We start from the raw sequence: 20,769 nt of genomic DNA, 5'->3' as shown, positions 1-20,769 counted from the left end.
GTGGTGACCCGAGCGAGTCTATTGGCTGGCACGTCAGCCGCGCCCCCGACTCCCCCCGCGTGCCGGTCGGTGGCACCGACGGTGGCGGGCGGTCAGCCGCTCGGCCGGGAGCGGCTGCCGGTCACGCCGGTCGGCCGGACCGGTCGGTACCGGGCCAGCCACGCGGTCAGTTCGTCGGCCGGCATCGGTCGGGCGTAGAACCAGCCCTGCGCCAGGTCGCAGCCGGCGGCGTGGAGCGACCGCCAGGTCCGTTCGTCCTCCACCCCCTCGGCGACCACCCGCAGGCCGAGCGCCCCGGCCAGTTCGATCATCGAACGGACGATCGCGGCGTCGTCGGGGTCGTCGGCCATGCCGAGGACGAACGAGCGGTCCACCTTCACCTCGGACAGCGGCAGCCGCCGCAGGTGCTGGAGGGAGGAGTATCCGGTGCCGAAGTCGTCCAGCGCGATGGCCACCCCGATCCGGTGCAGCCGGGAGATCGTGTCGAGCACCCGCCGGGGGTCGGCCATCAGGGCACCCTCGGTGATCTCCAGTTGCAGCCGGTCCGGACGGATCGCGTAGCGGGTGAGCAGGTCACCGATCTGGTCGGCGATCTCCCCGGTGTGCAGGTCCCGGACGCTGACGTTGAGCGCGGCCCGCAGGGTGCTGCCCGCCGCCGACCAGCGGGCCAACTGCCCCACCACGTCGTCGACCACCCGGCGGGTCAGCAGCCGCATCACCGCGCTCTGCTCGGCGACCCGGATCAGCTCCTCCGGGTCGACCATGCCCCGACGGGGGTGCCGCCAGCGCAGCAGCGCCTCCACCCCGACCACCTCACCGGTGGCGATCCGGACCTGGGGCTGGTAGTACATCGTGATCCCGCACGGCTCGCCCGCCTCGACCCGCCCTTCGGTGCCGTCGGCCGTCCCGGGCCCGACCAGCGGCGTCCACTCCGGTGCCGAAGCCGGCTCGGGTGCGCGGGGTGCCGGGGTGTCGTCGGTCCGTCCGGCCCGTCGACGAACCGGGTCGGCCCCGGTGATGATCTGGTTGATCAGCTCGTCGGGGTGCGTGGCGGACCGGTCGCGCCGCCCACCCCACCGGCGCGAACCCTGCCGGACGGGGGTGTCGTCGTCCCCGGCGGGCAGCGCGGCCCCGTCGCCGCCCCGGGCGGTCGCGGCTGTTGCGGCTCCGGCTGCCGTTGCGGTCCCGGCTCCGGCCGCCGCTGCGGTCCCGGCTGAGGTCGCGGTCCCGGCTACCGTCGGGTCGAACGCCACCGGATCGGTCGTCCCGGACTCCAGCACCCGGCGCAGGTCGGCCAGGAGACCGAGACGCTCGGCGGAGTTGTGGTCCGACTCGGCGGCGTACACGGCGACGGTGTCGTTGCGGTGCTTGGCGTCGTACATCGCCACGTCGGCGTGGCGCATCAGGGTGGCGAAGTCCTCGCCGTGCTCGGGGAAGAGCGCGATGCCGATCGATCCTCCGACGTCCAGCGGCAACCCGTCGAGCGGGACCGGCTCGGCGAGGGCGCGGACCACCCGGTCGGCGACGCGGCGGGCGTCGTCCACCCCGGTCAGCCCGCCCGACACGACGGCGAACTCGTCGCCGCCGAGCCGGGCCACCATGTCCCGGGAGCCGAGGGCCGAGGTGAGCCGGTCGCTCACCGCCACCAGCAGCCGGTCACCGACGGCGTGGCCGAGCGCGTCGTTGACGTTCTTGAACCGGTCCAGGTCGATCAGGAGCAGCGCGAGCTGCCCGTCGGGCATCCCCTGGGCGCCCCGCTCGGCGTGCCGGCGGATCTGCTCGGCGACCTCGGTGAGCAACGCCTTGCGGTTGGGCAGCCCGGTCAGCGGATCGAGCGCGGCAAGGTGCTCCTGGTCGGCGGAGAGACGGGCCATCCGGTAGACGGCGAAGAGCGGCACCAGCACCAGTGGGATCAGCGCCGCGCTGGCCCGGGCCGCGGCCACCAGCACCGGGGCGAGCAGCAGCAACGAACCGGTGGAGAGCAGCTCGAAACCGAGTCCGCGCCGGACGGTGGGCCACCACGGGTCACCGAAGCGCAGCCGTACCGCCAGGCTGACCAGGACGTAGCTGACCACGAACCAGGCCACCGCCGCCCCGGCCAGCGCCACCGCGTCGGTCCAGTGCAGACGGTCGTCGGCGAACGCCGAGCCGGGACCGAGCCGGATCACCTCGTCCGCGGCGGCGAGCGCACAGGCGTACTGGGCGGCGTTGAACGTGGTCCGCCAGGCGACGTGCCGGAGCCGCCAGCCGGAGACGACCACCGCGGCGGTCTGCACCGCCACCGCCGCACCCGGTCCCCAGGCGATCAGGATCGCGAAGGTGAAGCAGATCGACGGGAAGACCGCCGAGCTGTGCCGCTGGCCGGGCGGCACGAAGGGCCGGGCGTCACAGACCACGGCGAGCACGGCCATGATCCAGAAGGCGCCGGGCAGCGTGGCGAGGTCACCGGGGAGCGAGACCAGCGGAACGAGGGTGAGCCCGACGGCCAGTACGACGGTCGCGCCGACGAACCCGAAGAACGGCCCCACCCGGGCAGGCGGCACGGCATTCCGCAGGTCGGCGGCCTCCATCGCACCTCCCGAGGTGTGCGGTCCGGTTCGCACGGCGTGACCTTGTGCCACGCCGTGCTCCCCATCAAACGCCCCCGCCGGAAGATTTCACGGTAGGACAGCCACGAATCGGTCGTAGTCGTAATTAAGTTGGTATACGCCGCCAGTTGCCGCAAGCCGCGCCGGTCGGGCCCGGTCCCGGCTCACTCCTCGCGGCGGGCCACCTCGCGCGCGGCGTCCGGGCCGGACTCGAGCAGCACCCGGAAGCCGTCCTCGTCGAGGACCGGCAGTTTGAGGGCGCTGGCCTTCTCCGCCTTGGAGCCCGGGTTCTCCCCCACCACCACGAAGCCGGTCTTCTTGGAGACCGACCCGCTGACCTTGCCGCCCCGGGACTGGATCGCCTCGGCGGCCTGGTCCCGGGAGAACCCGGCGAGGGTGCCGGTGACCACGACGCTGATCCCCTCCAGCGGACGCGGCCCCTCGTCGACGGTCTCCTCCGCCATGCGTACCCCGGCGGCGGCCCACTTGTCGACGACCGCACGGTGCCAGTCGACGGTGAACCACTCGGTCAGGCTCGCCGCGATGGTCGGGCCGACGCCCTCCACCGAGGAGAGTTCCTCCTCGGTGGCCGCCCGCATCGCGTCGACCGAACCGAAGTGCCGGGCGAGGGCCTGCGCGGCGGTCGGGCCGACGTGCCGGATCGACAGCGACACCAGCACCCGCCAGAGCGGCCGCTGCCGGGCCTGGTCCAGGCTGGCCAGGAAGCGGGCCGCGTTGCTGCCCAGGCTGCCGTCCTTGTTGACGAAGAACGGCACCTCGGCCAGGCGCTTCTCGTCGAGGAGGAACAGGTCACCCTCGTCGGTGATCACACCCGAGTCGAGCAGCGCGGCCGCCGCCTTCTCGCCCAGCACCTCGATGTCCAGTGCCCGCCGACCGGCGAGGTAGGTCAGCCGTTCCCGCAACTGCCCCGGGCAGGTCCGCGAGTTCGGGCAACGGATGTCGACGTCGCCCTCCTTCGCGGGGGCGAGTGGGGAACCGCACGCCGGGCAGTGGGTGGGCATCACGAAGTCGCGGGCGTCCGGCGGGCGCAGCTCGACCACCGGGCCGAGCACCTCGGGGATGACGTCCCCGGCCTTGCGCAGCACCACCGTGTCGCCGATCTTCACCCCCTTGCGCTCCACCTCGCGGGCGTTGTGCAGGGTGGCCAGCGCCACCGTCGAGCCGGCCACCCGGACCGGTTCGAGCACCGCGAACGGGGTGACCCGGCCGGTCCGCCCGACGTCGACCTGGATGTCGAGGAGCTTGGTGTTGACCTCCTCCGGCGGGTACTTGAAGGCGATCGCCCAGCGCGGTGCCCGGCTGGTCGAGCCGAGCCGGCCCTGGATGGAGACCGGGTCGACCTTCACCACCACGCCGTCGATCTCGTGCTCGACGTCGTGCCGGTGGGCGGCGTAGTGGGCGATGTACTCGGCGACGCCGGCCAGGTCGGGCACCACCCGCCACCGGTCGCTGGTGGGCAGCCCCCACCCTTTCAGCGCCGCGTACGCCTCGGACTGCGCGGTGGGCTGGAATCCGCGCCGCGCGCCGATGCCGTGCACCACCAAACGCAACGGCCGGGACGCGGTGACCCGCGGATCCTTCTGCCGCAGGCTGCCGGCGGCGGCGTTGCGCGGGTTCGCGAAGGGCGGCTTGCCCTGCTCGACCAGGCCGGCGTTGAGGTCGGCGAAGCCGGCCACCGGGAAGTAGATCTCGCCGCGCACCTCCAGCAGCTCCGGCGGCGGGCCGAACTCGGCGGAGACGCTCAGCTCGGACGGCACGTCCCGGATGCTGCGGACGTTGGCGGTGACGTCCTCGCCGGTGCGGCCGTCACCCCGGGTCGCGGCCCGGACCAGCCGGCCGCGCTCGTAGGTGAGGTTGATCGCCAGCCCGTCGACCTTCAGCTCGCAGAGGTAGGGAACCTCGCCACCGGCGTCGCGGACCACCCGTTCGGCCCAGGCGGCGAGTTCCTCGTCGGCGAAAGCGTTGTCCAGCGAGAGCATCCGCTCGGCATGGGTCACCGGCGCGAAGTCGGTGGAGAAGGTGCCGCCGACCCGCTGGGTGGGCGAGTCCGGGGTGCGCAGCGCCGGGAACTCCTCCTCCATCGCCTCCAGCTCGCGCAGCAGCGTGTCGAACTCGGCGTCGCTGACGGTCGGGGCGTCCAGCACGTAGTAGCGGTACTGGTGGTCGGTCAGCTCCTGGCTGAGGGTGGCGTGCCGTTCCTTGACCCCGGCCGGCGGCTCCGCCCCGGCCGCCTCCTCCTGCGCCGGGCTGACCTGCTGGGGGATGGCTTCCTCGGACACGTGCGACCCTCCACGCCCTGAGACCACGGACACCCCGCGACCTCGCTGATCACGCTACCTGAGGCACCGTATCGGTCGGGTGGGACAATCGGCTGGTCACCCGGCGCGGGACCGGGCGGGCGGAAGGCGGGACGCGCATGCCGGAGTGGCTGCCCTGGGCGCTGGCGATCCTGCTGGCGGTGGCCGCCGGCTGGGCGTGGAGCAGTTGGCGGCACCGGCCCGCGCCGCCGTCGCGTCCGACGGGACGGACCCGGCCGCCACGTCGTACCGACCGGCCGACCGCGCCGCCACGTCCGCGCGACCGGCGGACCGCCACCGGTACGCCCCGACCCGGCGAGATCTGGTGGGCGGACGTGCCGTACGCCGACGGCACCGGCTCGAAGGTGCGCCCCTGCCTGGTGCTGCGGGCCGACCGACGGGGCGCGGACGTGTTCAAGATCACGAGTCAGGACAAGGGCGACCGTGACGACCACATCCGCATCCCGACCCGCAGTTGGGACGCCACCGCCGACCACGACAGCTTCCTCGACCTCGGTACGACGATCCGGGTCGAGGCCGACGCCTTCCGCAGCCGCGCCGGCACCTGCGACCCGGCCCTCTGGCGCCGCCTCCACCCCCAGCCCTGACCTGTCCCCCCGCCTCCGGTCCCGGCGTACGGAAACCGGAGGGGTCCGGCTGCGGCGGGATCAGTCGAGGGGGGCGGAGAAGGCACGGAGTTCGTCGGCGTACTCGATGCGGGTGGCCCAGTCGGCGGGCCAGGCGGCCATACCGTGGGCCGCGCCGACGAACGCGCCGGCCAGCGCGGCGATCGAGTCCGAGTCGCCGGCGGTGGTCGCGCCCCGGGCCAACGCGCCGACCGGATCGTCGGCGTGCCGGACCGCGCAGAGCAGGGCGGTGGCGAGCGCCTCCTCGGCCACCCAGCCGTCCCCGGTCTCCCGGCACGGGTCGCCACCGTCGTCGGGGCGGGCCAGCGCAGTGGTCAGCCGGTCGAGCACGTCCAGGCACTCGTCCCAGCCCCGCGCGACGAAGTCGGCCGGGTCGGTCACGCCCGGTTGCTGCCAGAGGTCGCCCAGCCACTCGTGCCGATAGACCCGGCGTTGCCGCCGGGCGTGCGCGACGAGCACCTCGGGCAGTTCGGGCAGGGTCGCCCCGTCGCGCAGCGCCCGCACCGCGTACGCGGTCAACTCGCTGGCCGCCAGCCCGGTCGGATGCCCGTGGGTCAGGCCGGCCTGGAGCTGGGCAAGCCCGGCGAGGGTGTCCAGGTCGACGTCGAGCAGGCCCACCGGAGTGACCCGCATGTTCGCCCCGCACCCCTTCGAGCCGGCCTGGGTCGCCTCCTGCCAGCGCACCCCGCGCGCCAGCTCCCCGCAGGCACGCAGGCAGGTCATGCCGGGGGCACGGTTGTTCTCCGGACTGACCGACCATGCGACGAAGCGCTGCCGCAGCAGTGGCTCGACCGCCTCCGGGGTCAGCGCCGGGGCCTCCCGCAGCGCCCCGGCGACCGCCAGGGCCATCTGGGTGTCGTCGGTGACCAGCGCCGGGTCACCGGCCAGCGTCCGGGGACCGCCCGGACCGTACCGGCGGACGATCTCGTCGACCGTCAGGAACTCGGTCGGCGCGCCCAGGGCGTCGCCGTACGCGAGACCGAAGAAGGAACCGGAGGCACGCCGTACCGAAGGCTGGATCATGGCCCTCATCCTGCCCGTCCCCCGCAACCGTCGGCGTGGTTGCCGGGTCCGGGTGGTGGCAGGGCTGGCGTGGTAGCAGGGGTCCCCTGCTACCGCTTTTTGCTTAGCAGGGGACCCCTGCTACCACGGCTCAGTCGAAGACCAGGCAGAACGGGTGACCGGCCGGGTCCGCGTAGACGCGGAAGTCGTCCCCCTCCCCGGGCAGCCGGCGCGCGCCCAGGGCGAGCACCCGCTGTTCGGCCGCGTCCACGTCGTCCACCTGCACGTCCAGGTGGAACTGCTGCGGGCGTTCCGGGTCGGGCCAGGCCGGCGGGCGCAGGTCGGGGGCCGCCTGGAAGGCGATTCGGGGATACTGCCCGCGCGGACCGCCGAGCACCACCCAGTCGTCCTCCGACTCCTCCTCGGCGATCGACAGGCCGAGCAGTTCGGCGTAGAAGTCGGCCAGGGCACGGGGGTCGGGGCAGTCCACAACCACGGAACGTAGCTGTCCAATCATGACGTCATCCTGCCCACCCGACACGACGGGAAACCCGGATCCCGGCGAGCCGCGACCCGAGGTTCCGGCCGCCGAACCTACGGCCCCCTCCCGCCGGCCGCCTGTTCCCAGGCCGACCAGGCCGAACCGACGTAGGCTCCCCGCCGGCCGCCTGTTCCTCCTGCCGACCACCCACCGGACTCCTGCTGCTCGGCGGGCCGCCGGCCGGGTGCCTACTCCTCGGCCAGCCGCCGGCCGGCGTCGCGGCAGGCGGCGAGCACCTCGCGCACGTGACGGGGAGTTGCCCCGGCCAGGCCGCACGCCGGGGTCACCACCACCTGCTCGGGCAGCCGGGCCCGGGGGAAACCGAGCCGGTCCCAGAGCTGGCGTACCCGATCGGCGACCTGGGCGGAGGTCGGTGCGCGACCGGCCGACGACGGCAGCGCCGGGGCGGCCCCGGCCAGCAACCCCAGCCCGGCGTCGATCGCCTCGCCGAGCGGATCGAGGTCGGTGACCTGGGCGAGGTCCAACGCGACGGCGACCGCGCCGGCGTCGCGGACCAGTTCCAGCGGCACGTCCGGGGCGCAGCAGTGCACGATGACGGGCACGCCGGCCGCCTCGACGACCGTACGCAGAGCGGTCCGCGCGACCTCCGACTCCATCGCCCGGTACGCGCCGAGCCCGCTCTCGGTGGGGACCCGCCCGGCCAGTACGGCCGGCAGCGACGGCTCGTCGAGCTGGACCAGCACCGATGCCCGGGGCACCCGACGGGCGACCGCCTCGACGTGACCGCGCAGCCCCTCGGCGAGCGAGCCGGTGAGGTCCCGCACCGCGCCCGGGTCGCGCAGCATCCGACCGCCGATCGGCAGTTCCAGCGTGGCGGCCAGGGTGAGCGGGCCGGCCACCTGCACCTTGATCGGGCCGGTGTACTCCTCGGCCTGCTCGGCGAGCTGGTCGAGGTCGCGTTCCATCAGGTCGCGGGTGCGGCGCAGGTCCCGTCCCGGGCGGGGGGCGATCCGCCAGCGCGCCGCGTACAGCTCGACCGGCAGTTCGACCAGCAGTCCGGCACCGCGCCCGACCAGGTCCGCGCCGGGGCCACGGGCCGGCAGCTCGGGAAGGTGGGGCAGGTCCGGCAGCTCGCCGAGGACGACGCGCTGCGCTTCGGCGACGTCGGTGCCGGGGAGGGAGCCGATGCCGGTCGCCGCGCCACGCGGCCAGGGCCAGACCTGATCAGTCACGGTCGACAGGGTAACCGGCCGTCACCCCGGCCGTCCGCGTCGCCGGGTCGGCGGTGGTTGCAGGGGACCCTTCCTCGGCAAAAAGCGGTAACAGGGGACCCCTGCTACCACCTCAGGCGGCGCGGCCGGCTACCACCTCAGCCGGCGCGGCCGGCTACCACCTCAGCCGGCGCGGCCGGCTGGCACCTCAGGCGGTGATGGTCGCGGAGCCGAGCACCACGTCGCCGGCCGGGTCGGGCCGGTACGCGACGATGGCCTGGCCGGCGGCGACGCCACGCACCGGGCGGCGCAGCGTGGCACGCAGCCCGTGGGCGTCGAGGGTGACCGTGGCCGGCGCGACGTCGCCGTGGGCGCGTAGCTGCACCTCGCACTCGACCGGGTGGTCGGGACGGGGGCCGCCGGTCCAGATCGGACGCTCGGCGCTGACCTCGGTGACATCCAGCGCCTCGGCCGGCCCGACCGTGACCGTGTTGGTCTTCGGGGTGATGGAGAGCACGTACCGGGGGCGGCCGTCCGGGGCGGGACGGTCCAGGTGCAGTCCCCGCCGCTGCCCCACCGTGTACGCGTACGCGCCGCTGTGGCTGCCGACCACCGCGCCGGTCAGCGCGTCGACCACGTCGCCGGGGGCCTCGCCCAGCCGGTCGGCCAGGAAGCCCCGGGTGTCGCCGTCGGCGATGAAGCAGATGTCGTGCGAGTCGGGCTTGTCGGCCACGGCCAGCCCTCGCCGGGCCGCCTCCGCCCGCACCTGTGCCTTGGTCGAGTCGCCGAGCGGGAACATCGACCGGTCGAGCTGCTCACGGGTGAGCACGGCCAGCACGTACGACTGGTCCTTGGGCAGGTCGACGCTGCGGCGCAGCAGCCCGTCCGGGCCGAGCCGGGCGTGGTGGCCGGTGACCACGGCGTCGAAGCCGAGGGCCACGGCCCGGTCCAGCACCGCGGCGAACTTGATCTTCTCGTTGCAGCGCAGGCACGGGTTCGGGGTACGCCCGGCCGCGTACTCCGCGACGAAGTCGTCGACCACGTCGGCGTGGAACCGGTCGGCCATGTCCCAGACGTAGAACGGGATGCCGAGCACGTCGGCGGCCCGACGGGCGTCCCGGGAGTCCTCCAGGGTGCAGCAGCCGCGTGCCCCGGTCCGGTAGGTCTGCGGATTACGGGCCAGCGCCAGATGCACTCCGGTGACGTCGTGTCCCGCCTCCACCGCCCGCGCGGCGGCGACCGCCGAGTCGACCCCGCCGGACATCGCTGCCAAGACCCTCACCGCCGTACCCCCTTCACCCGTCGAGGGTAGCCCGTGCCGGGAGCCGGTCGGCACGGCGCCGAGAGCTGGCCGCGCCGGCCCACACCACGTCAAGAACCAGTCATGCCGGTCGGCACGGCGTCACGGACCGGCTGCGCCGCCCCGGGCGGTGGGTCAGGACCGGGCGGAGCGGATCGCGCCGGCCCGGCGGGCCCGCTCCACGGCGGCGGGGAGCGCGGCGATCAGGGCGTCCACGTCGGCCTCGGTGGAGGTGTGCCCGAGTGAGAAGCGCAGCGAGGAGCGGGCCCGGTCGTTGTCGGCGCCCATGGCCAGCAGCACGTGCGACGGCTGCGCCACGCCCGCCGAGCAGGCCGAACCGGTCGAACAGGCGATGCCCTGGGCGTCCAGGAGCAGCAGCAGCGCGTCCCCCTCACAGCCGGGGAAGGAGAAGTGCGCGTTGCCCGGGAGCCGGTCGGCCGGGTCGCCGTTGTGGACCACCTCGGGCACCGCCCGCCGGACCCGTTCCACCAGGTCGTCGCGGAGCGCGGTGACCCGCGCGGCGTACGACTGCTGGTTCTTGACCGCGCTCTCGACCGCGACGGCGAAGGCGGCGATCCCGGCGGTGTCCAGGGTGCCGGAACGGACGTCGCGCTCCTGGCCGCCGCCGTGCAGCAGCGGGGTGGCCGCGACGTCCCGGGCGAGCAGCAGCGCGCCCACCCCGGTCGGGCCGCCGAGCTTGTGCCCGGTGACGGTCAGCGCGGCGACGCCGCTGGCGGCGAAGTCGACGGGCACCTGCCCGACCGCCTGGACCGCGTCGGTGTGGAACGGCACGCCGTACTCGGCGGCGACGGCGGCCAGCTCGGCGACGGGCTGGACGGTGCCGACCTCGTTGTTGGCCCACATCGCGGTCACCAGGGCCACCTGGTCCCCGTGCGCGGCCAGTTCGGCGCGGAGCCCGACCGGGCTGAGCCGGCCGGCCCCGTCCACCGTCAGCCAGCCCACCCCGGTGCCCTCGTGCGCGCAGAGCCAGTCCACCGCGTCGAGCACGGCGTGGTGCTCGACCGCGCTGGAGACGACCCGGTTCCGCCCGGCCTCCCGTCGGGACCAGAAGATTCCCTTGACCGCGAGGTTGTCGCTCTCGGTGCCCCCGCCCGTGAAGATCACTTCGGACGGACGGGCGCCCAGGGCGGCGGCCACCCGTTCCCGGGACTCTTCCACCCGGCGACGGGCACGCCGCCCCGCCGCGTGCAGTGACGACGCGTTGCCGACCTCGCGAGCGGTCGCGACGTACGCCTCCAGTGCCTCGTCGAGCATCGGGGTCGTCGCCGCGTGATCCAGGTATGTCATCGCGGTTCAGCCTATCCGCCGTCCCGTCCCCACCCGGCCCGCAGGGAGGTGGGGACGGCTCACGCGGGTACGGCGGTGATCACGATGTTGTCCCGGTAGCGGCGGGCCTCGGCGTCGAACGGGCCACCACAGGTGATCAGGGTGAGCCGCACCGACCCGTCCCGGGCGAAGTAGCGGTCCAGCGGGATCTTCGTCTTGTCGTACTCCTCGCGGGCCACCACCCGGTACGCGCGTTCCCGGCCGTCGCTGCCGGTGACCGTGACGGTGTCGCCCCGGTCCAGTTCGCGGAGCCGGTAGAACGCCCCCCGGCCCTGGGTGGCGCTGTCCACGTGCCCGGCGACCACGATCGAACCGGCGTCGGCCTCCAGGCCGGGCCCGTACCGGTACCAGCCGACCTGGTCGACGCTGGGCGGTACGTCGAACTCGTCGGTCCGTTCGTCTATGCCGACCGCGTCGACGGTGGCGGCGACCCCGATGGCCGGGATGCGCAGCCGGGTCGGTGGCACGGTGCCGGCCGCGGTGGGCAGGTCCCCGGAGGTGACCGGGACCCGGGTGGCGGCGGGGGCGCCGGCCGGGGGTGGGGTGGCGGTGGCGAGGCGTTCGACGTCCGCGCCGCCGACGTCCGCGGCGGGCCGGCTGCCGCAGGCCACCACGGTGGCGACGGTGAGCGCGGCAGCGCCGGCGGCCACCGCCGCCAGCGCGCCGCGGTTGCGTACCGTCACCGGCGACCGGACCGTGCGGTCGCCAGCCGTGCCCCGCCGCCGACCAGCAGCAGCGCGCCGGCTCCGGCCAGCACGTACCACCAGGTCTGCGGGCCGGTGCCGGCGAGGCCACCGTCCCCGGTGGGTACACCACCCGGGACGGAGTGCAGCCCGGAGATGGTCTGCGAGACCAGTTCCAGGTTGTCGCCCTGGGCCGAGCCGATCGCGAAGACGATGGTGGCGGTGCCCTCGGCGAGGTTCAGGTTCGCCGGGCCGATCGCCACGGTGTCGGTGCCGGCGAGCACCACGTCCGCCGAGACGCTACCGGCCGCCACGTCGGCCTTGGCCTCGTTCGGGTTGGTCAGGTCCTCGAAGACCGGGGTGCCGCCGGCCCGGACGTCCACCGCCGGGGCGGCGGCGGTGTGCCGGACGATCAGCCGGGCCTTGCCGGCGTCCACCTTCGCGGTGTCGTTGACGAACGGCGTGATCTTGGGCTGGCCGCCGGCGTCGAGGTGCGCGGCGATGCTGACGTTCGCCCCGCCCGGCACCTGCGCGTCGTCGACCTTCAGGATCGCGCTGCCGACCGGCTCGCCCGGCTTGGTCAGGGCGATGTCGTACTGGCCCTCCTCGAGGTCCAGGGGGCCGGCGACGTCGCCGGGCTGGAAGTTCGTCAGCGTCTTCTCGCCGTTGACGTACACGTCGACCGGAGTGTCCGGGATGCCGTGCACCACGGAGACCTTCGACGTGGCGGCGTACGCGGGGGCGGCGGTGAACGCGCTGACCCCGGCGAACGTCGCCACGGCCACCGCCGTGCCCGCGGTGAGGCGACGGACGTACGAAACCTGCATGGCTGTCCTCCTGATGGCTGGTGCTGATCTCACGGGAAGGTGCCGTTCGTGCCAGGCCTGGCTTGCGGAACGGGTTACGTCGGCACTGCGCCGGCCGGATGCGGCGTCGACGACTTTCTTTTCTCCGTTCGGTCCGCATCCGCCGGGCCGGCCCGGGACGAAGAACCCAGGTGAACGTGCGGCGGAGCGACCGACCGGGAGGGTGGTGTGATGACTGCGGGAGTTACAGTCGGGCATGCTCCACGTAAGGCGAGCCGCCCGGTGACAGCGGAGACACCTGACACCGGCCCTTCCGGGGACGACCTGGCCGACCGTTTCCGCGCTGGCGACGAGACGGCCCTGCGGGAGACGTACGACCGGTACGGCCGGGCGGTCTTCCATCTGGCGACCAGCACGCTGGTCAACCGTGCCGACGCCGAGGACGTCACCCAGGCGGCGTTCGTCGCGGCCTGGATGGGTCGGGAGACCTTCGACCCGTCGAAGGGTTCCCTGGTCGGCTGGCTGCTCGGGATCACCCGCCGCAAGGTCGTGGACCGGCTGCGGGTGGTCGCCCGGGAGACCCGGGCGGTGGAGACGGTCCGGCAGCTGCCCGAGCCGGAGCCGACCGGCCCGGACCCGGATCGCGTCGTCGACCGGCTGGTGGTCGCCGACGAGTTGGCCCGGCTCCCCGCCGACCAGCGGCGGATGCTCGAGCTGGCGTTCTTCGACGACCTGACCCACCAGCAGATAGCGACGGTGACCGGGGTGCCGCTGGGCACGGTCAAGAGCCACATCCGACGTGGCATGGCGAGTCTGAAACGCCGATGGGAGGTGGACGGTGCAGCACCTGGAACACAACCGGCTGGTCTTTCTGGCGCTCGGTGAGAGCGAGGCGGACACCGGCGAGAACCACCACCTCGACGGTTGCGCGCACTGTCGGGCCGAGTTGGCCGCCCTGCGGCACGTCGCCGGGCTGGGCGCGGAGACGCAGGCCCTGCGGGACCTGCCGGAACCGCCGCCGCAGGTCTGGGACGCCATCGCCACCGAGGTCGCCGCGACGCAGAGCCTGCCGTCGCTGACCCGGCCCCGCCGGCCGGAGCCGTCGGCCCAGAGCAGCACCGCCCCGGCCGAAAGCAGCACCGCCCCGACCGAGAACGGCACCGGCCCGGATCTGGCCGGGAACGGCACCGGGCGGGCCTCGCCGTTCTCCCGGCCGGGCCGTCGGCCGCGCCGGGTCTCCGGCTGGGTGCTGAGCGCGGTGACCGCCACCGCCGCCGCGGTGCTCGGGGTGCTCGGCACCCTGGCCGTGGTACGCCCTGACGCCCCGGAGCCGCCGCCGCAGGTGCTGGCCAGCGCGCCACTGGCCGCGTACGGGACGACGCCGCCGGAGGCCACCGGGGACGCCCGGGTGTTCGCCGACGGCCGGCTGCACCTGCACGTGGCGAATCTGCCCGAGGTGCCGGGTTACTACGAGGTGTGGCTGATCGATCCGGCGTCGATGGAGATGTTCTCGGTGGGCGTGCTCGGCGACGGGGCGGACGCGCTGCTACCGTTGCCCCCTAACGTCGACCTCGACCGGTACTCGGTGGTCGATGTCTCGGCCGAGCAGTACGACAACAACACTGCCCACTCCGGCGACAGCCTGTTGCGGGGCACCCTGACGAGCTGATCGGCGGGCCGGCTCAGCTCCCCGGCCCGCCGATCAGCTCCCGTACGGCGACGAGGGCCGCGAAACCCCGACGGTTTCGCGGCCCTCGCGCGTACGGCTCACTTGCGCTTGCGGATCTCCTCGGCGGCCTGCGGGACGATCTTGAACAGGTCGCCCACCACACCGAAGTCGGCCAGCTCGAAGATCGGCGCCTCGCCGTCCTTGTTGACCGCGACGATGGTCTTCGAGGTCTGCATGCCGGCCCGGTGCTGGATCGCGCCGGAGATGCCGAGTGCCACGTAGAGCTGCGGGGAGACGGTCTTGCCGGTCTGTCCGACCTGGAACTGGTGCGGGTAGTAGCCCGAGTCGACCGCCGCGCGGGACGCGCCGACCGCGCCGCCGAGCAGGTCGGCCAGTTCCTCGACCAGCTTGAAGTTGTCGGCGTTGCCGACCCCGCGACCGCCGGAGACGACGACCGACGCCTCGGTCAGCTCGGGGCGGGAGCCCTTCTGCTCGGCGACCCGGTCGACCACCTTCGCCAGCTTGTCGGCCTCGCCCACCGTGACGGTGAGCTGCTCGACCGCCGGGGTGGCGGCGGCCGGGACCGGGTTGACCGAGTTCGGCCGGACGGTGACCAGCGGCAGGCCCCTGGTGACCTTGGACTTGACGATGGTGGAGCCGGCGAAGGCGACCTGGGTGGCGGTGCCGTCGGCGGCGAGGCCGACCACGTCGGTCAGGATGCCGTTGTCCAGCTTGACCGCGAGGCGGGCGGCGATCTCCTTGCCCTCCTGGGCCGAGGCGAGCAGCACGGCCGCGGGCTGGACCCGCGTGACCAGCTCGGCCAGGACGGTGGCCTTCGGGGCCACCAGGTAGCCGTCGATCTCCTCGCTCTCGGCGGCGTAGATCTTCTCCGCGCCGTACTCGCCCAGCTTGCCGGCGAGCGCCTCGGCCGCGCCGGGGCCACCGAGCACCACCGCGGCGGGGGTGCCCAGCTCGCGGGCGAGGGTGAGCATCTCGAGGGTGACCTTCTTGACGCCGAATTCCCGGGTGGCTTCGACGACGACGAGAACCTCAGACATCTCCTGACCCCTCACACGAACTTCTCGGTGGCGAGGAACTCGACCAGCTGCACGCCGCCGGAGCCCTCGTCGGTGACCTTCTCGCCGCCGGAGCGCGGCGGGCGCTTGCTGTGCTCCAGCACGGTGCTGGTCGCGCCGTCGAAGCCGACCTCGCTCGGCGCGACGCCCAGGTCGGCCAGGGAGAGGGTCTGCACGGGCTTCTTCTTGGCCGCCATGATGCCCTTGAAGGACGGGTAGCGCGGCTCGTTGATGGTGTCCCAGACGGAGACCACGGCCGGGGTCGGGGCGGTGACCACCTCGTACCCCTCCTCGGTCTGCCGCTCGATGGTCAGGGTGCCGCCGTCGACGGTCAGCTTCCGCGCGCCGGTGAGCGCGGCGACGCCGAGCCGCTCGGCGAGCATGTGCGGCAGGACCTGGACCCGGCCGTCGGTCGACTCGGCCCCGCAGAGGACCAGGTCGGCATTGAGCGTGCCCAAAGCGGCGGCGAGGACCTTCGAGGTGGCCACCGCGCAGGAGCCGTGCAGCGCGTCGTCCACCACGTGGACGGCCTTGTCCGGCCCCATGGAGAGCGCCTTGCGGATCGACTCGGTCGCCCGGTCCGGACCCATGGTCAGGATGGTGACCTCGCCGCCGTGCGCCTCCTTGATCTTCAGCGCCTCCTCGATGGCGTACTCGTCCATCTCGTTGATCACGTTGTTCGCCGAACCGCGGTCGACGGTGTTGTCGTCACTGCGCAGGTTGCGGTCCGCGCCCGAATCGGGCACCTGCTTGACGAGTACGACGATGTTCATCGCGCTTCGACGACCCTCCTGTGGTGGTGATGGCTTTGCTCGCCCGGTCCCGGGCGCAGCCTCGCGTGTGGCGTTGACCCCGGTCAACCGCGGGCTGTTGTGCAGTTACCCACTTCGGCAATGTTACCTGTCAGTAGCATCGTGCTCCGACGGGCTCAGCGTGACACAGCTCACCGAATTCCGACCAACCCGGTACAGTCATGAATCGGGAGGTATTACGACATGTCAGGTCAGGTCGATGGGGTGTCATCGCCGGTCACGTCCGCTGTTCCCGACGCGACACCAGTTGCTCCGGACGCGATGTCGGCTGGTTTCGACGCGCCGACGACCCGACCGTGCCGTCGGCTCCCTCCGACGCCGTACCGGTGCGCCTGCGGGCGGCTGCGGGAACGCTGCGTGCGGCTCGCCGTCCGGGCGCTCTGGACGCCCGTCCGACTCGCCCCGGCCGGTGCCTGAGCCCTCGTCGACCGACCCGCGCCACCGTCACGCCGGCCCCGAGCGCCACCGGACGTTCAGTCCGTCGCGTCCAGCACCTCCCTGATCCGACCGATCGCCACCTGCTCGGCCGGGTCGACCCCCCGGTGCGCCCGGGCCGCCCGGTCCGCGGCGGTCAGCACCACCGAGCGGTACGCGGCCACCTCGCCCGGGGCCTTCTCCCGCAGGATCGTCATCGCCCGGCCCAGAGCCGCCAGCGCGGCCTGCTCCACCTGCAGGGAGGACCCCTCGGGCAGCCTCGGCAGCGGGCCGGAGGTGAGCGCGTCCCGCACCGTCCCGCTGGTGCCGGCGATCACCCCGGACGCGGCGAAGCTCTCCCGGACCAGGGCGAACAACCCCGGATCGGCGTTCGACACCAGGAAGACGGCACCGAACGCGCCGGTCTTGAGGGTCAGTTTCTCCTCGGCCGTCAGCGACTGGTCCATGATCACGGAGTGTAGACGTACGGGGTCGTCGTGGTGACCGGGACGAGACCGAGCCGCTCGAGGATCGGCCGGCTCTCGGCCGAGGCGTCCACCTGGAGCAGCGTGCGGTCGCGCTGCGCCGCCAGCCGGGCCCGGTGGGCGACCAGCGCCCGGTAGACACCCTGCCGACGCCACGCCGGCAGTGTCGAGCCGCCCCAGAGGGTGGCGAACCCGGTGCCCGCCACGTAGCGGATCCAGCCGGCGCTGATCACCGTCCCGTCCGCCTCGGCCACCACCACCGTGATCGACTGGGGGTCGGCGGCGATCTCCCGGGCCAACCCGTCGACCAGGTGCCCCCGGTCGTCGTTCCAGACCTCCGCCTCCATCGCCGCGATCCGCTCCAGGTCGGCCCGGTCGGTGACCTCGCGGAGGCGTACGCCCTCGGGCAGGACCGGGACGGCGGCCGCGAGCGGCGCGACCGGGCCGACCACGACGGTCTCCGGCTCCTCCGGGACGAACCCGGCCGCGCGGAGCCGGTCGGCCAGGTCCGCCGGCTCGTCGTGGCCGTACAGCTTCCACTCGACCGCCTCGCCCCGCTGCCGGAACAGCTCCCGCTGCCGGACGATCAGCGCGTCCAGGTCCGCGCCGGTCAGCCCGCCCAGGTCCCGGTACGTCAGGAAGCCCCGGTGGTCCAGGCCGACGATCCGGACCAGCGGACCGTCCTGCTCCACGGTCACCCCGTCCGGCACCGGATCCGGGACGTCCGGTCGCAACTGCCGGTCGTACGCCGTCCGCAGGATCGTCGCGTCAAGATCGCTCATCGGTCCAGGCTACGTCCGGGGTCGACCCGATAATGGCGATGTGTGGCAGGCGATCATGCGGTGGTTCGACCCGCAGGAGATGCGGGAAGTCGGCACCCGTCCGGACTACCGCTTCTCGCTGGCCAACGAACGCACCTTCCTGGCCTGGCTGCGGACCGGACTGGCCCTGATCGCCGGTGGGCTCGCCGCCGCCCAGTTCCTGCCCCCGCTGCCCCTGACCCACCTGCGCGAGGTGATCGCGGTGGCGCTGCTGCTGCTCGGCGGCACGGTGGCCGTCCGGGCGGTGGACCACTGGGCCCGCACCGAACGGGCCATCCGGCTCGGTGAGGACCTGCCCGCCTCCCGGTTCCCGGCCGTCCTCGCGCTGGCCGTCGGGCTCGGCGCGCTCCTGCTGGTGGTGGCGGTGCTGGCCCGGGCGGTCGGGCGCGGATGACCGTCGACCCCGGGCTGCAACCCGAGCGGACCCGGCTCGCCTGGCGGCGGACCGCGCTGGCGCTCACCGTGGTCACCGTGCTGGCCGTCCGGCTGGCCGCCGACGGTGGCGTCGCCGGCACCCTGGTCGCCGGGCTCGCCGTGCTCACCTGGGGTGCGGCGTTGACGCTGTGCTGGCGGCGGGGCACCGGGACCGGGCGGGCGCCCACCGGGGGGCTCCCCGTCCCCCTGGCCGCCCTGGTCGCCGCCGGGTACGCCCTGCTCGGCACCGTCCTCGTGCTGCGGACGCTGTGGTGACCCGCCGGGAGTGCGTCATGATTGGTGGATGGTCCGGGTCTTCCTCCTCCTCGTCGCGGCCCAGGTGGTCCTCGCCGCGCTGGCGCTGATCGACTGTCTGTCCGCCGAGAAGCACCAGGTACGCGCGATGCCCCGCGCCGTCTGGGTGCCGGTGCTCCTGCTGGTGCCCCTGATCGGCCCGATCGCCTGGTTCCTCGCCGGCCGGCCCGCGCCCGCCCGTGGCGGGCCACGCCCCGCACCCCGGCGGCCGGCCGCCCCGGACGACGACCCCGACTTCCTGAAGTCGATCGCGGACTCCACCCGACGGGAGGACGAGGAGATGTTCCGCCGCTGGGAGGACGACCTGCGGCGGCGTGAGCAGGACCTGCGCCGGGAGCGCGACCCCGGGCCGGCTGCCGGCGGCCAGCGGAACCCCCGCGACCCCGACCGGGCGGACAGCCCGGACCGGCACACCGATCCGGACCAGACCGCCTGACCGCTCCGGTCGGGCGCGGGCGCACCCGGTGTGCGAGGTGGCCCGCGCCGTCCCCCACCGCCCGGTCGGGCGGGTGGGGAGGGTCAGACCCGGCGGCGCAACGCGCGGACGGCGAGCGGGGCGAAGACCGCCGCGATGGCGACGCCCCAGATCACCGACTGCACCACCGGCGCGAGCACCGGGCCGGACACCAGCAGTCCGCGCAACGCGTCGGCGAGCACGGTGACCGGGTTGACCTCCACCCAGGCCTGCAACCAGCCGGGCATGGTCTCGGTCGGCACGAACGCGTTGCTGGTGAAGGTCAACGGGAAGATCACCATGAACCCGAAGACCTGCACCTTGTCCGGTTCGCTGACCAGCACCCCGACCAGCACCGACACCCAGGCGGCGGCCAGCGAGAAGGCCAGCAGCAGGGCGAGCGCCCCGAGCAGGCCGAGCAGGCCGTTCTGGAGCCGGAAGCCGAGGATCGCGCCGACACCGATCAGCAGCGACACCGACCAGGCCTGCTTGACCGTGTCGGCGAGGATCCGCCCGGCCAGCGGCGCCCAGCGGGCGATCGGCAGCGACCGGAGCCGGTCGAAGACGCCCTTGGTGAGATCGTGGTTGAGCCCGAAACCGGTGGTCATGGTGGCGAAGAAGGCGTTCTGCACGATGATGCCGGGCAGCGCGAAGGTGAGGTACTCACCCGGGGAACCGGAGATCGCTCCGCCGAAGACGTAGGTGAAGAGCAGCACGAACATCACCGGTTGGACGCTCAGGTCGGCCAACTCCAGCGGGTTGTGCTTGATCTGCACCAGACTCCGCCAGGCCAGGGTGAACGTGTGCGACAGCCCGGCGAGCACGCCCAGCCGGCGGGCCGGGGCGAGCGGGGCGGGGGCGGTGACGGCGGTCATGCCAGCGTGCCTTCCAGTTCGGCTTCGGCGCTGTCGGTCTGTTCCGGTTCGGGCCGGTGGCCGGTCAGGGAGAGGAAGACCTCGTCGAGGGTGGAGCCGCGCAGCGCCAACTCGGTGACGGTGATCCCGGCCTCGTCGAGGCGACGCACCACGGCCGGCAGCACCGACGAGTCGTTCACCGGCACGGTCACCGTGCCCTGCGCCACCTCGGGGACGAGCCCGGTGACCTGACCGGCCAGGGCCAGCACGGTCGGCAGGTCGGCGGCCCGCGTCGGACGGACGGCCAACGTCTGCCCGCCGGTCTTCGTCTTCAGTTCCTCCGGGGTGCCCTGGGCGATCACCCGGCCGTGGTCGACCACGGCGATCTCGCTGGCCAACTGGTCGGCCTCTTCGAGGTACTGGGTGGTGAGCAGCACGGTCACCCCGTCGGCGACCAGGCCGCGGACGATGTCCCACAGCTCGTTGCGGCTGCGCGGGTCGAGCCCGGTGGTCGGTTCGTCGAGGAAGAGCACCTGCGGCCGACCGACCAGGCTGGCCGCCAGGTCGAGGCGGCGACGCATGCCCCCGGAGTAGGTCTTGGCGGGCCGGTCGGCCGCGTCGGTCAGGTGGAAGTCACCGAGCAGCTCCCGGGCCCGGGCCCGCGCGTCGGCGCGCCGCTGCCCGAGCAGCCGGCCGATGAGCACCAGGTTCTCCACCCCGGTCAGGGTCTCGTCGACCGAGGCGTACTGGCCGGTGAGGCCGATGAGCTGCCGGACCCGGTGCGCGTCGCGGGCGACGTCGTACCCGCCGACGGTGGCGTGTCCCTCGTCGGCCCGCAGCAGGGTGGCGAGCACCCGGACCGTGGTGGTCTTGCCGGCCCCGTTCGGGCCGAGCAGGCCGAACACCGTCCCGCTCGGCACTTCGAGATCGACTCCGGCCAGGGCGGTGGTGGCGCCGAAACGTCGGACCAGCCCCTCCGCCCGGATCGCATGGTTCATGACGGAAACTCCCCCGTGTCGCACGTCGTGATCCGGCCAGTCTGGACGACGGG

The 20,769-nt window shown here is 73.7% G+C and carries 21 protein-coding genes; 6 read left to right on the top strand and 15 right to left on the bottom strand.

From position 1 onward, the window contains the following. Positions 1-92: 92 nt before the first annotated feature. Both QSK20_RS21165 and ligA read right to left on the bottom strand, forming a co-directional pair. Positions 93-2,570, bottom strand: a complete 2,478-nt coding sequence (locus tag QSK20_RS21165) for a putative bifunctional diguanylate cyclase/phosphodiesterase (RefSeq protein WP_285790336.1) — start codon at positions 2,568-2,570, stop codon at positions 93-95. A 182-nt stretch (positions 2,571-2,752) separates the two neighbouring features. Further along, positions 2,753-4,888 carry an NAD-dependent DNA ligase LigA gene (gene ligA / locus QSK20_RS21160; protein WP_285790335.1) on the bottom strand — a complete coding sequence of 712 codons (2,136 nt, stop codon included), beginning with the start codon at positions 4,886-4,888 and terminating at the stop codon, positions 2,753-2,755. 137 nt (positions 4,889-5,025) lie between these two features. Here ligA and QSK20_RS21155 point away from each other — a divergent pair, with 137 nt between their 5' ends. Further along, positions 5,026-5,514, top strand: coding sequence for a type II toxin-antitoxin system PemK/MazF family toxin (locus QSK20_RS21155; protein WP_285790334.1), 489 nt, complete (start codon positions 5,026-5,028; stop codon positions 5,512-5,514). A 60-nt stretch (positions 5,515-5,574) separates the two neighbouring features. Here the strand turns inward: QSK20_RS21155 and QSK20_RS21150 are convergent, their stop codons facing one another. The 7 genes from QSK20_RS21150 to QSK20_RS21120 form a co-directional block, all read right to left on the bottom strand. Continuing rightward, positions 5,575-6,576 carry an ADP-ribosylglycohydrolase family protein gene (locus tag QSK20_RS21150; protein WP_285790333.1) on the bottom strand — a complete coding sequence of 334 codons (1,002 nt, stop codon included), beginning with the start codon at positions 6,574-6,576 and terminating at the stop codon, positions 5,575-5,577. A gap of 130 nt (positions 6,577-6,706) precedes the next feature. Beyond that, the gene (locus QSK20_RS21145) at positions 6,707-7,072 is read right to left on the bottom strand and encodes a VOC family protein (RefSeq protein WP_285790332.1); all 366 of its coding nucleotides are present in this window, start codon (positions 7,070-7,072) and stop codon (positions 6,707-6,709) included. Positions 7,073-7,284: 212 nt separating this feature from the next. Further along, positions 7,285-8,289, bottom strand: coding sequence for a uroporphyrinogen decarboxylase/cobalamine-independent methonine synthase family protein (locus QSK20_RS21140; RefSeq protein WP_285790331.1), 1,005 nt, complete (start codon positions 8,287-8,289; stop codon positions 7,285-7,287). A gap of 187 nt (positions 8,290-8,476) precedes the next feature. Further along, positions 8,477-9,550, bottom strand: a complete 1,074-nt coding sequence (gene mnmA, locus QSK20_RS21135) for a tRNA 2-thiouridine(34) synthase MnmA (RefSeq protein WP_285790330.1) — start codon at positions 9,548-9,550, stop codon at positions 8,477-8,479. Positions 9,551-9,703: 153 nt separating this feature from the next. Continuing rightward, positions 9,704-10,876 carry a cysteine desulfurase family protein gene (locus tag QSK20_RS21130; RefSeq protein WP_285790329.1) on the bottom strand — a complete coding sequence of 391 codons (1,173 nt, stop codon included), beginning with the start codon at positions 10,874-10,876 and terminating at the stop codon, positions 9,704-9,706. 59 nt (positions 10,877-10,935) lie between these two features. Next, the gene (locus QSK20_RS21125; protein ID WP_285790328.1) at positions 10,936-11,598 is read right to left on the bottom strand and encodes a class F sortase; all 663 of its coding nucleotides are present in this window, start codon (positions 11,596-11,598) and stop codon (positions 10,936-10,938) included. Beyond that, on the bottom strand, positions 11,595-12,425 hold the full coding sequence (locus tag QSK20_RS21120) for a DUF4397 domain-containing protein (protein ID WP_285790327.1): 831 nt from the start codon (positions 12,423-12,425) through the stop codon (positions 11,595-11,597). The genes QSK20_RS21125 and QSK20_RS21120 overlap by 4 nt, the downstream gene beginning before the upstream one ends. Before the next feature lie 261 nt (positions 12,426-12,686). Here QSK20_RS21120 and QSK20_RS21115 point away from each other — a divergent pair, with 261 nt between their 5' ends. Together QSK20_RS21115 and QSK20_RS21110 are read left to right on the top strand one after the other, a co-directional pair. Further along, positions 12,687-13,289, top strand: coding sequence for an RNA polymerase sigma factor (locus QSK20_RS21115; RefSeq protein ID WP_285790326.1), 603 nt, complete (start codon positions 12,687-12,689; stop codon positions 13,287-13,289). After that, positions 13,243-14,073 (top strand): anti-sigma factor, encoded by an 831-nt coding sequence (locus QSK20_RS21110; protein WP_285790325.1) that lies wholly within the window; start codon positions 13,243-13,245, stop codon positions 14,071-14,073. Before QSK20_RS21115 ends, QSK20_RS21110 begins: the two co-directional genes overlap by 47 nt. A gap of 98 nt (positions 14,074-14,171) precedes the next feature. Here QSK20_RS21110 and QSK20_RS21105 read toward each other — a convergent pair whose 3' ends face one another. The 4 genes from QSK20_RS21105 to QSK20_RS21090 form a co-directional block, all read right to left on the bottom strand. Then, positions 14,172-15,131 (bottom strand): electron transfer flavoprotein subunit alpha/FixB family protein, encoded by a 960-nt coding sequence (locus QSK20_RS21105; protein WP_285790324.1) that lies wholly within the window; start codon positions 15,129-15,131, stop codon positions 14,172-14,174. An 11-nt stretch (positions 15,132-15,142) separates the two neighbouring features. Beyond that, the gene (locus tag QSK20_RS21100; protein ID WP_285790323.1) at positions 15,143-15,922 is read right to left on the bottom strand and encodes an electron transfer flavoprotein subunit beta/FixA family protein; all 780 of its coding nucleotides are present in this window, start codon (positions 15,920-15,922) and stop codon (positions 15,143-15,145) included. A 512-nt stretch (positions 15,923-16,434) separates the two neighbouring features. Beyond that, on the bottom strand, positions 16,435-16,842 hold the full coding sequence (locus tag QSK20_RS21095) for a hypothetical protein (protein ID WP_502888969.1): 408 nt from the start codon (positions 16,840-16,842) through the stop codon (positions 16,435-16,437). 2 nt (positions 16,843-16,844) lie between these two features. Next, positions 16,845-17,642, bottom strand: coding sequence for a GNAT family N-acetyltransferase (locus QSK20_RS21090; RefSeq protein ID WP_285790321.1), 798 nt, complete (start codon positions 17,640-17,642; stop codon positions 16,845-16,847). A gap of 55 nt (positions 17,643-17,697) precedes the next feature. Between QSK20_RS21090 and QSK20_RS21085 the strand changes: the two genes are divergently transcribed. Genes QSK20_RS21085 through QSK20_RS21075 form a run of 3 tightly spaced genes read left to right on the top strand, consistent with a single transcriptional unit; the run spans position 17,698 to position 18,846 of the window. Then, positions 17,698-18,075, top strand: a complete 378-nt coding sequence (locus QSK20_RS21085; RefSeq protein WP_502888975.1) for a YidH family protein — start codon at positions 17,698-17,700, stop codon at positions 18,073-18,075. Then, on the top strand, positions 18,072-18,371 hold the full coding sequence (locus QSK20_RS21080) for a DUF202 domain-containing protein (protein ID WP_285790319.1): 300 nt from the start codon (positions 18,072-18,074) through the stop codon (positions 18,369-18,371). Before QSK20_RS21085 ends, QSK20_RS21080 begins: the two co-directional genes overlap by 4 nt. A 28-nt stretch (positions 18,372-18,399) precedes the next feature. After that, complete coding sequence (locus QSK20_RS21075) at positions 18,400-18,846, top strand: PLD nuclease N-terminal domain-containing protein (protein ID WP_285790318.1); 447 nt, start codon at positions 18,400-18,402, stop codon at positions 18,844-18,846. Between the two features lie 83 nt (positions 18,847-18,929). Here QSK20_RS21075 and QSK20_RS21070 read toward each other — a convergent pair whose 3' ends face one another. Then, positions 18,930-19,739, bottom strand: coding sequence for an ABC transporter permease (locus QSK20_RS21070; protein WP_285790317.1), 810 nt, complete (start codon positions 19,737-19,739; stop codon positions 18,930-18,932). Then, on the bottom strand, positions 19,736-20,716 hold the full coding sequence (locus QSK20_RS21065) for an ATP-binding cassette domain-containing protein (RefSeq protein WP_285790316.1): 981 nt from the start codon (positions 20,714-20,716) through the stop codon (positions 19,736-19,738). The genes QSK20_RS21070 and QSK20_RS21065 overlap by 4 nt, the downstream gene beginning before the upstream one ends. Between the last annotated feature and the right edge of the window lie 53 nt (positions 20,717-20,769).

The sequence above is a fragment of the Micromonospora sp. NBRC 101691 genome, from assembly GCF_030269285.1.
GTDB lineage: Bacteria > Actinomycetota > Actinomycetes > Mycobacteriales > Micromonosporaceae > Micromonospora > Micromonospora echinospora.
This window is presented reverse-complemented; position numbering and strand designations above follow the sequence as displayed.

What these genes read in the sequence shown, in the direction of transcription:
- QSK20_RS21165 (WP_285790336.1), bottom strand. Translation starts at nt 2,570, where the DNA reads ATGGAGGCCGCCGACCTGCGGAATGCCGTGCCGCCTGCCCGGGTGGGG.
- QSK20_RS21155 (WP_285790334.1), top strand. Translation starts at nt 5,026, where the DNA reads ATGCCGGAGTGGCTGCCCTGGGCGCTGGCGATCCTGCTGGCGGTGGCC.
- QSK20_RS21150 (WP_285790333.1), bottom strand. Translation starts at nt 6,576, where the DNA reads ATGATCCAGCCTTCGGTACGGCGTGCCTCCGGTTCCTTCTTCGGTCTC.
- QSK20_RS21145 (WP_285790332.1), bottom strand. Translation starts at nt 7,072, where the DNA reads ATGATTGGACAGCTACGTTCCGTGGTTGTGGACTGCCCCGACCCCCGT.
- QSK20_RS21130 (WP_285790329.1), bottom strand. Translation starts at nt 10,876, where the DNA reads ATGACATACCTGGATCACGCGGCGACGACCCCGATGCTCGACGAGGCA.
- QSK20_RS21120 (WP_285790327.1), bottom strand. Translation starts at nt 12,425, where the DNA reads ATGCAGGTTTCGTACGTCCGTCGCCTCACCGCGGGCACGGCGGTGGCC.
- QSK20_RS21105 (WP_285790324.1), bottom strand. Translation starts at nt 15,131, where the DNA reads ATGTCTGAGGTTCTCGTCGTCGTCGAAGCCACCCGGGAATTCGGCGTC.
- QSK20_RS21100 (WP_285790323.1), bottom strand. Translation starts at nt 15,922, where the DNA reads ATGAACATCGTCGTACTCGTCAAGCAGGTGCCCGATTCGGGCGCGGAC.
- QSK20_RS21095 (WP_502888969.1), bottom strand. Translation starts at nt 16,842, where the DNA reads ATGGACCAGTCGCTGACGGCCGAGGAGAAACTGACCCTCAAGACCGGC.
- QSK20_RS21090 (WP_285790321.1), bottom strand. Translation starts at nt 17,642, where the DNA reads ATGAGCGATCTTGACGCGACGATCCTGCGGACGGCGTACGACCGGCAG.
- QSK20_RS21085 (WP_502888975.1), top strand. Translation starts at nt 17,698, where the DNA reads ATGCGGTGGTTCGACCCGCAGGAGATGCGGGAAGTCGGCACCCGTCCG.
- QSK20_RS21080 (WP_285790319.1), top strand. Translation starts at nt 18,072, where the DNA reads ATGACCGTCGACCCCGGGCTGCAACCCGAGCGGACCCGGCTCGCCTGG.
- QSK20_RS21075 (WP_285790318.1), top strand. Translation starts at nt 18,400, where the DNA reads ATGGTCCGGGTCTTCCTCCTCCTCGTCGCGGCCCAGGTGGTCCTCGCC.
- QSK20_RS21070 (WP_285790317.1), bottom strand. Translation starts at nt 19,739, where the DNA reads ATGACCGCCGTCACCGCCCCCGCCCCGCTCGCCCCGGCCCGCCGGCTG.
- QSK20_RS21065 (WP_285790316.1), bottom strand. Translation starts at nt 20,716, where the DNA reads ATGAACCATGCGATCCGGGCGGAGGGGCTGGTCCGACGTTTCGGCGCC.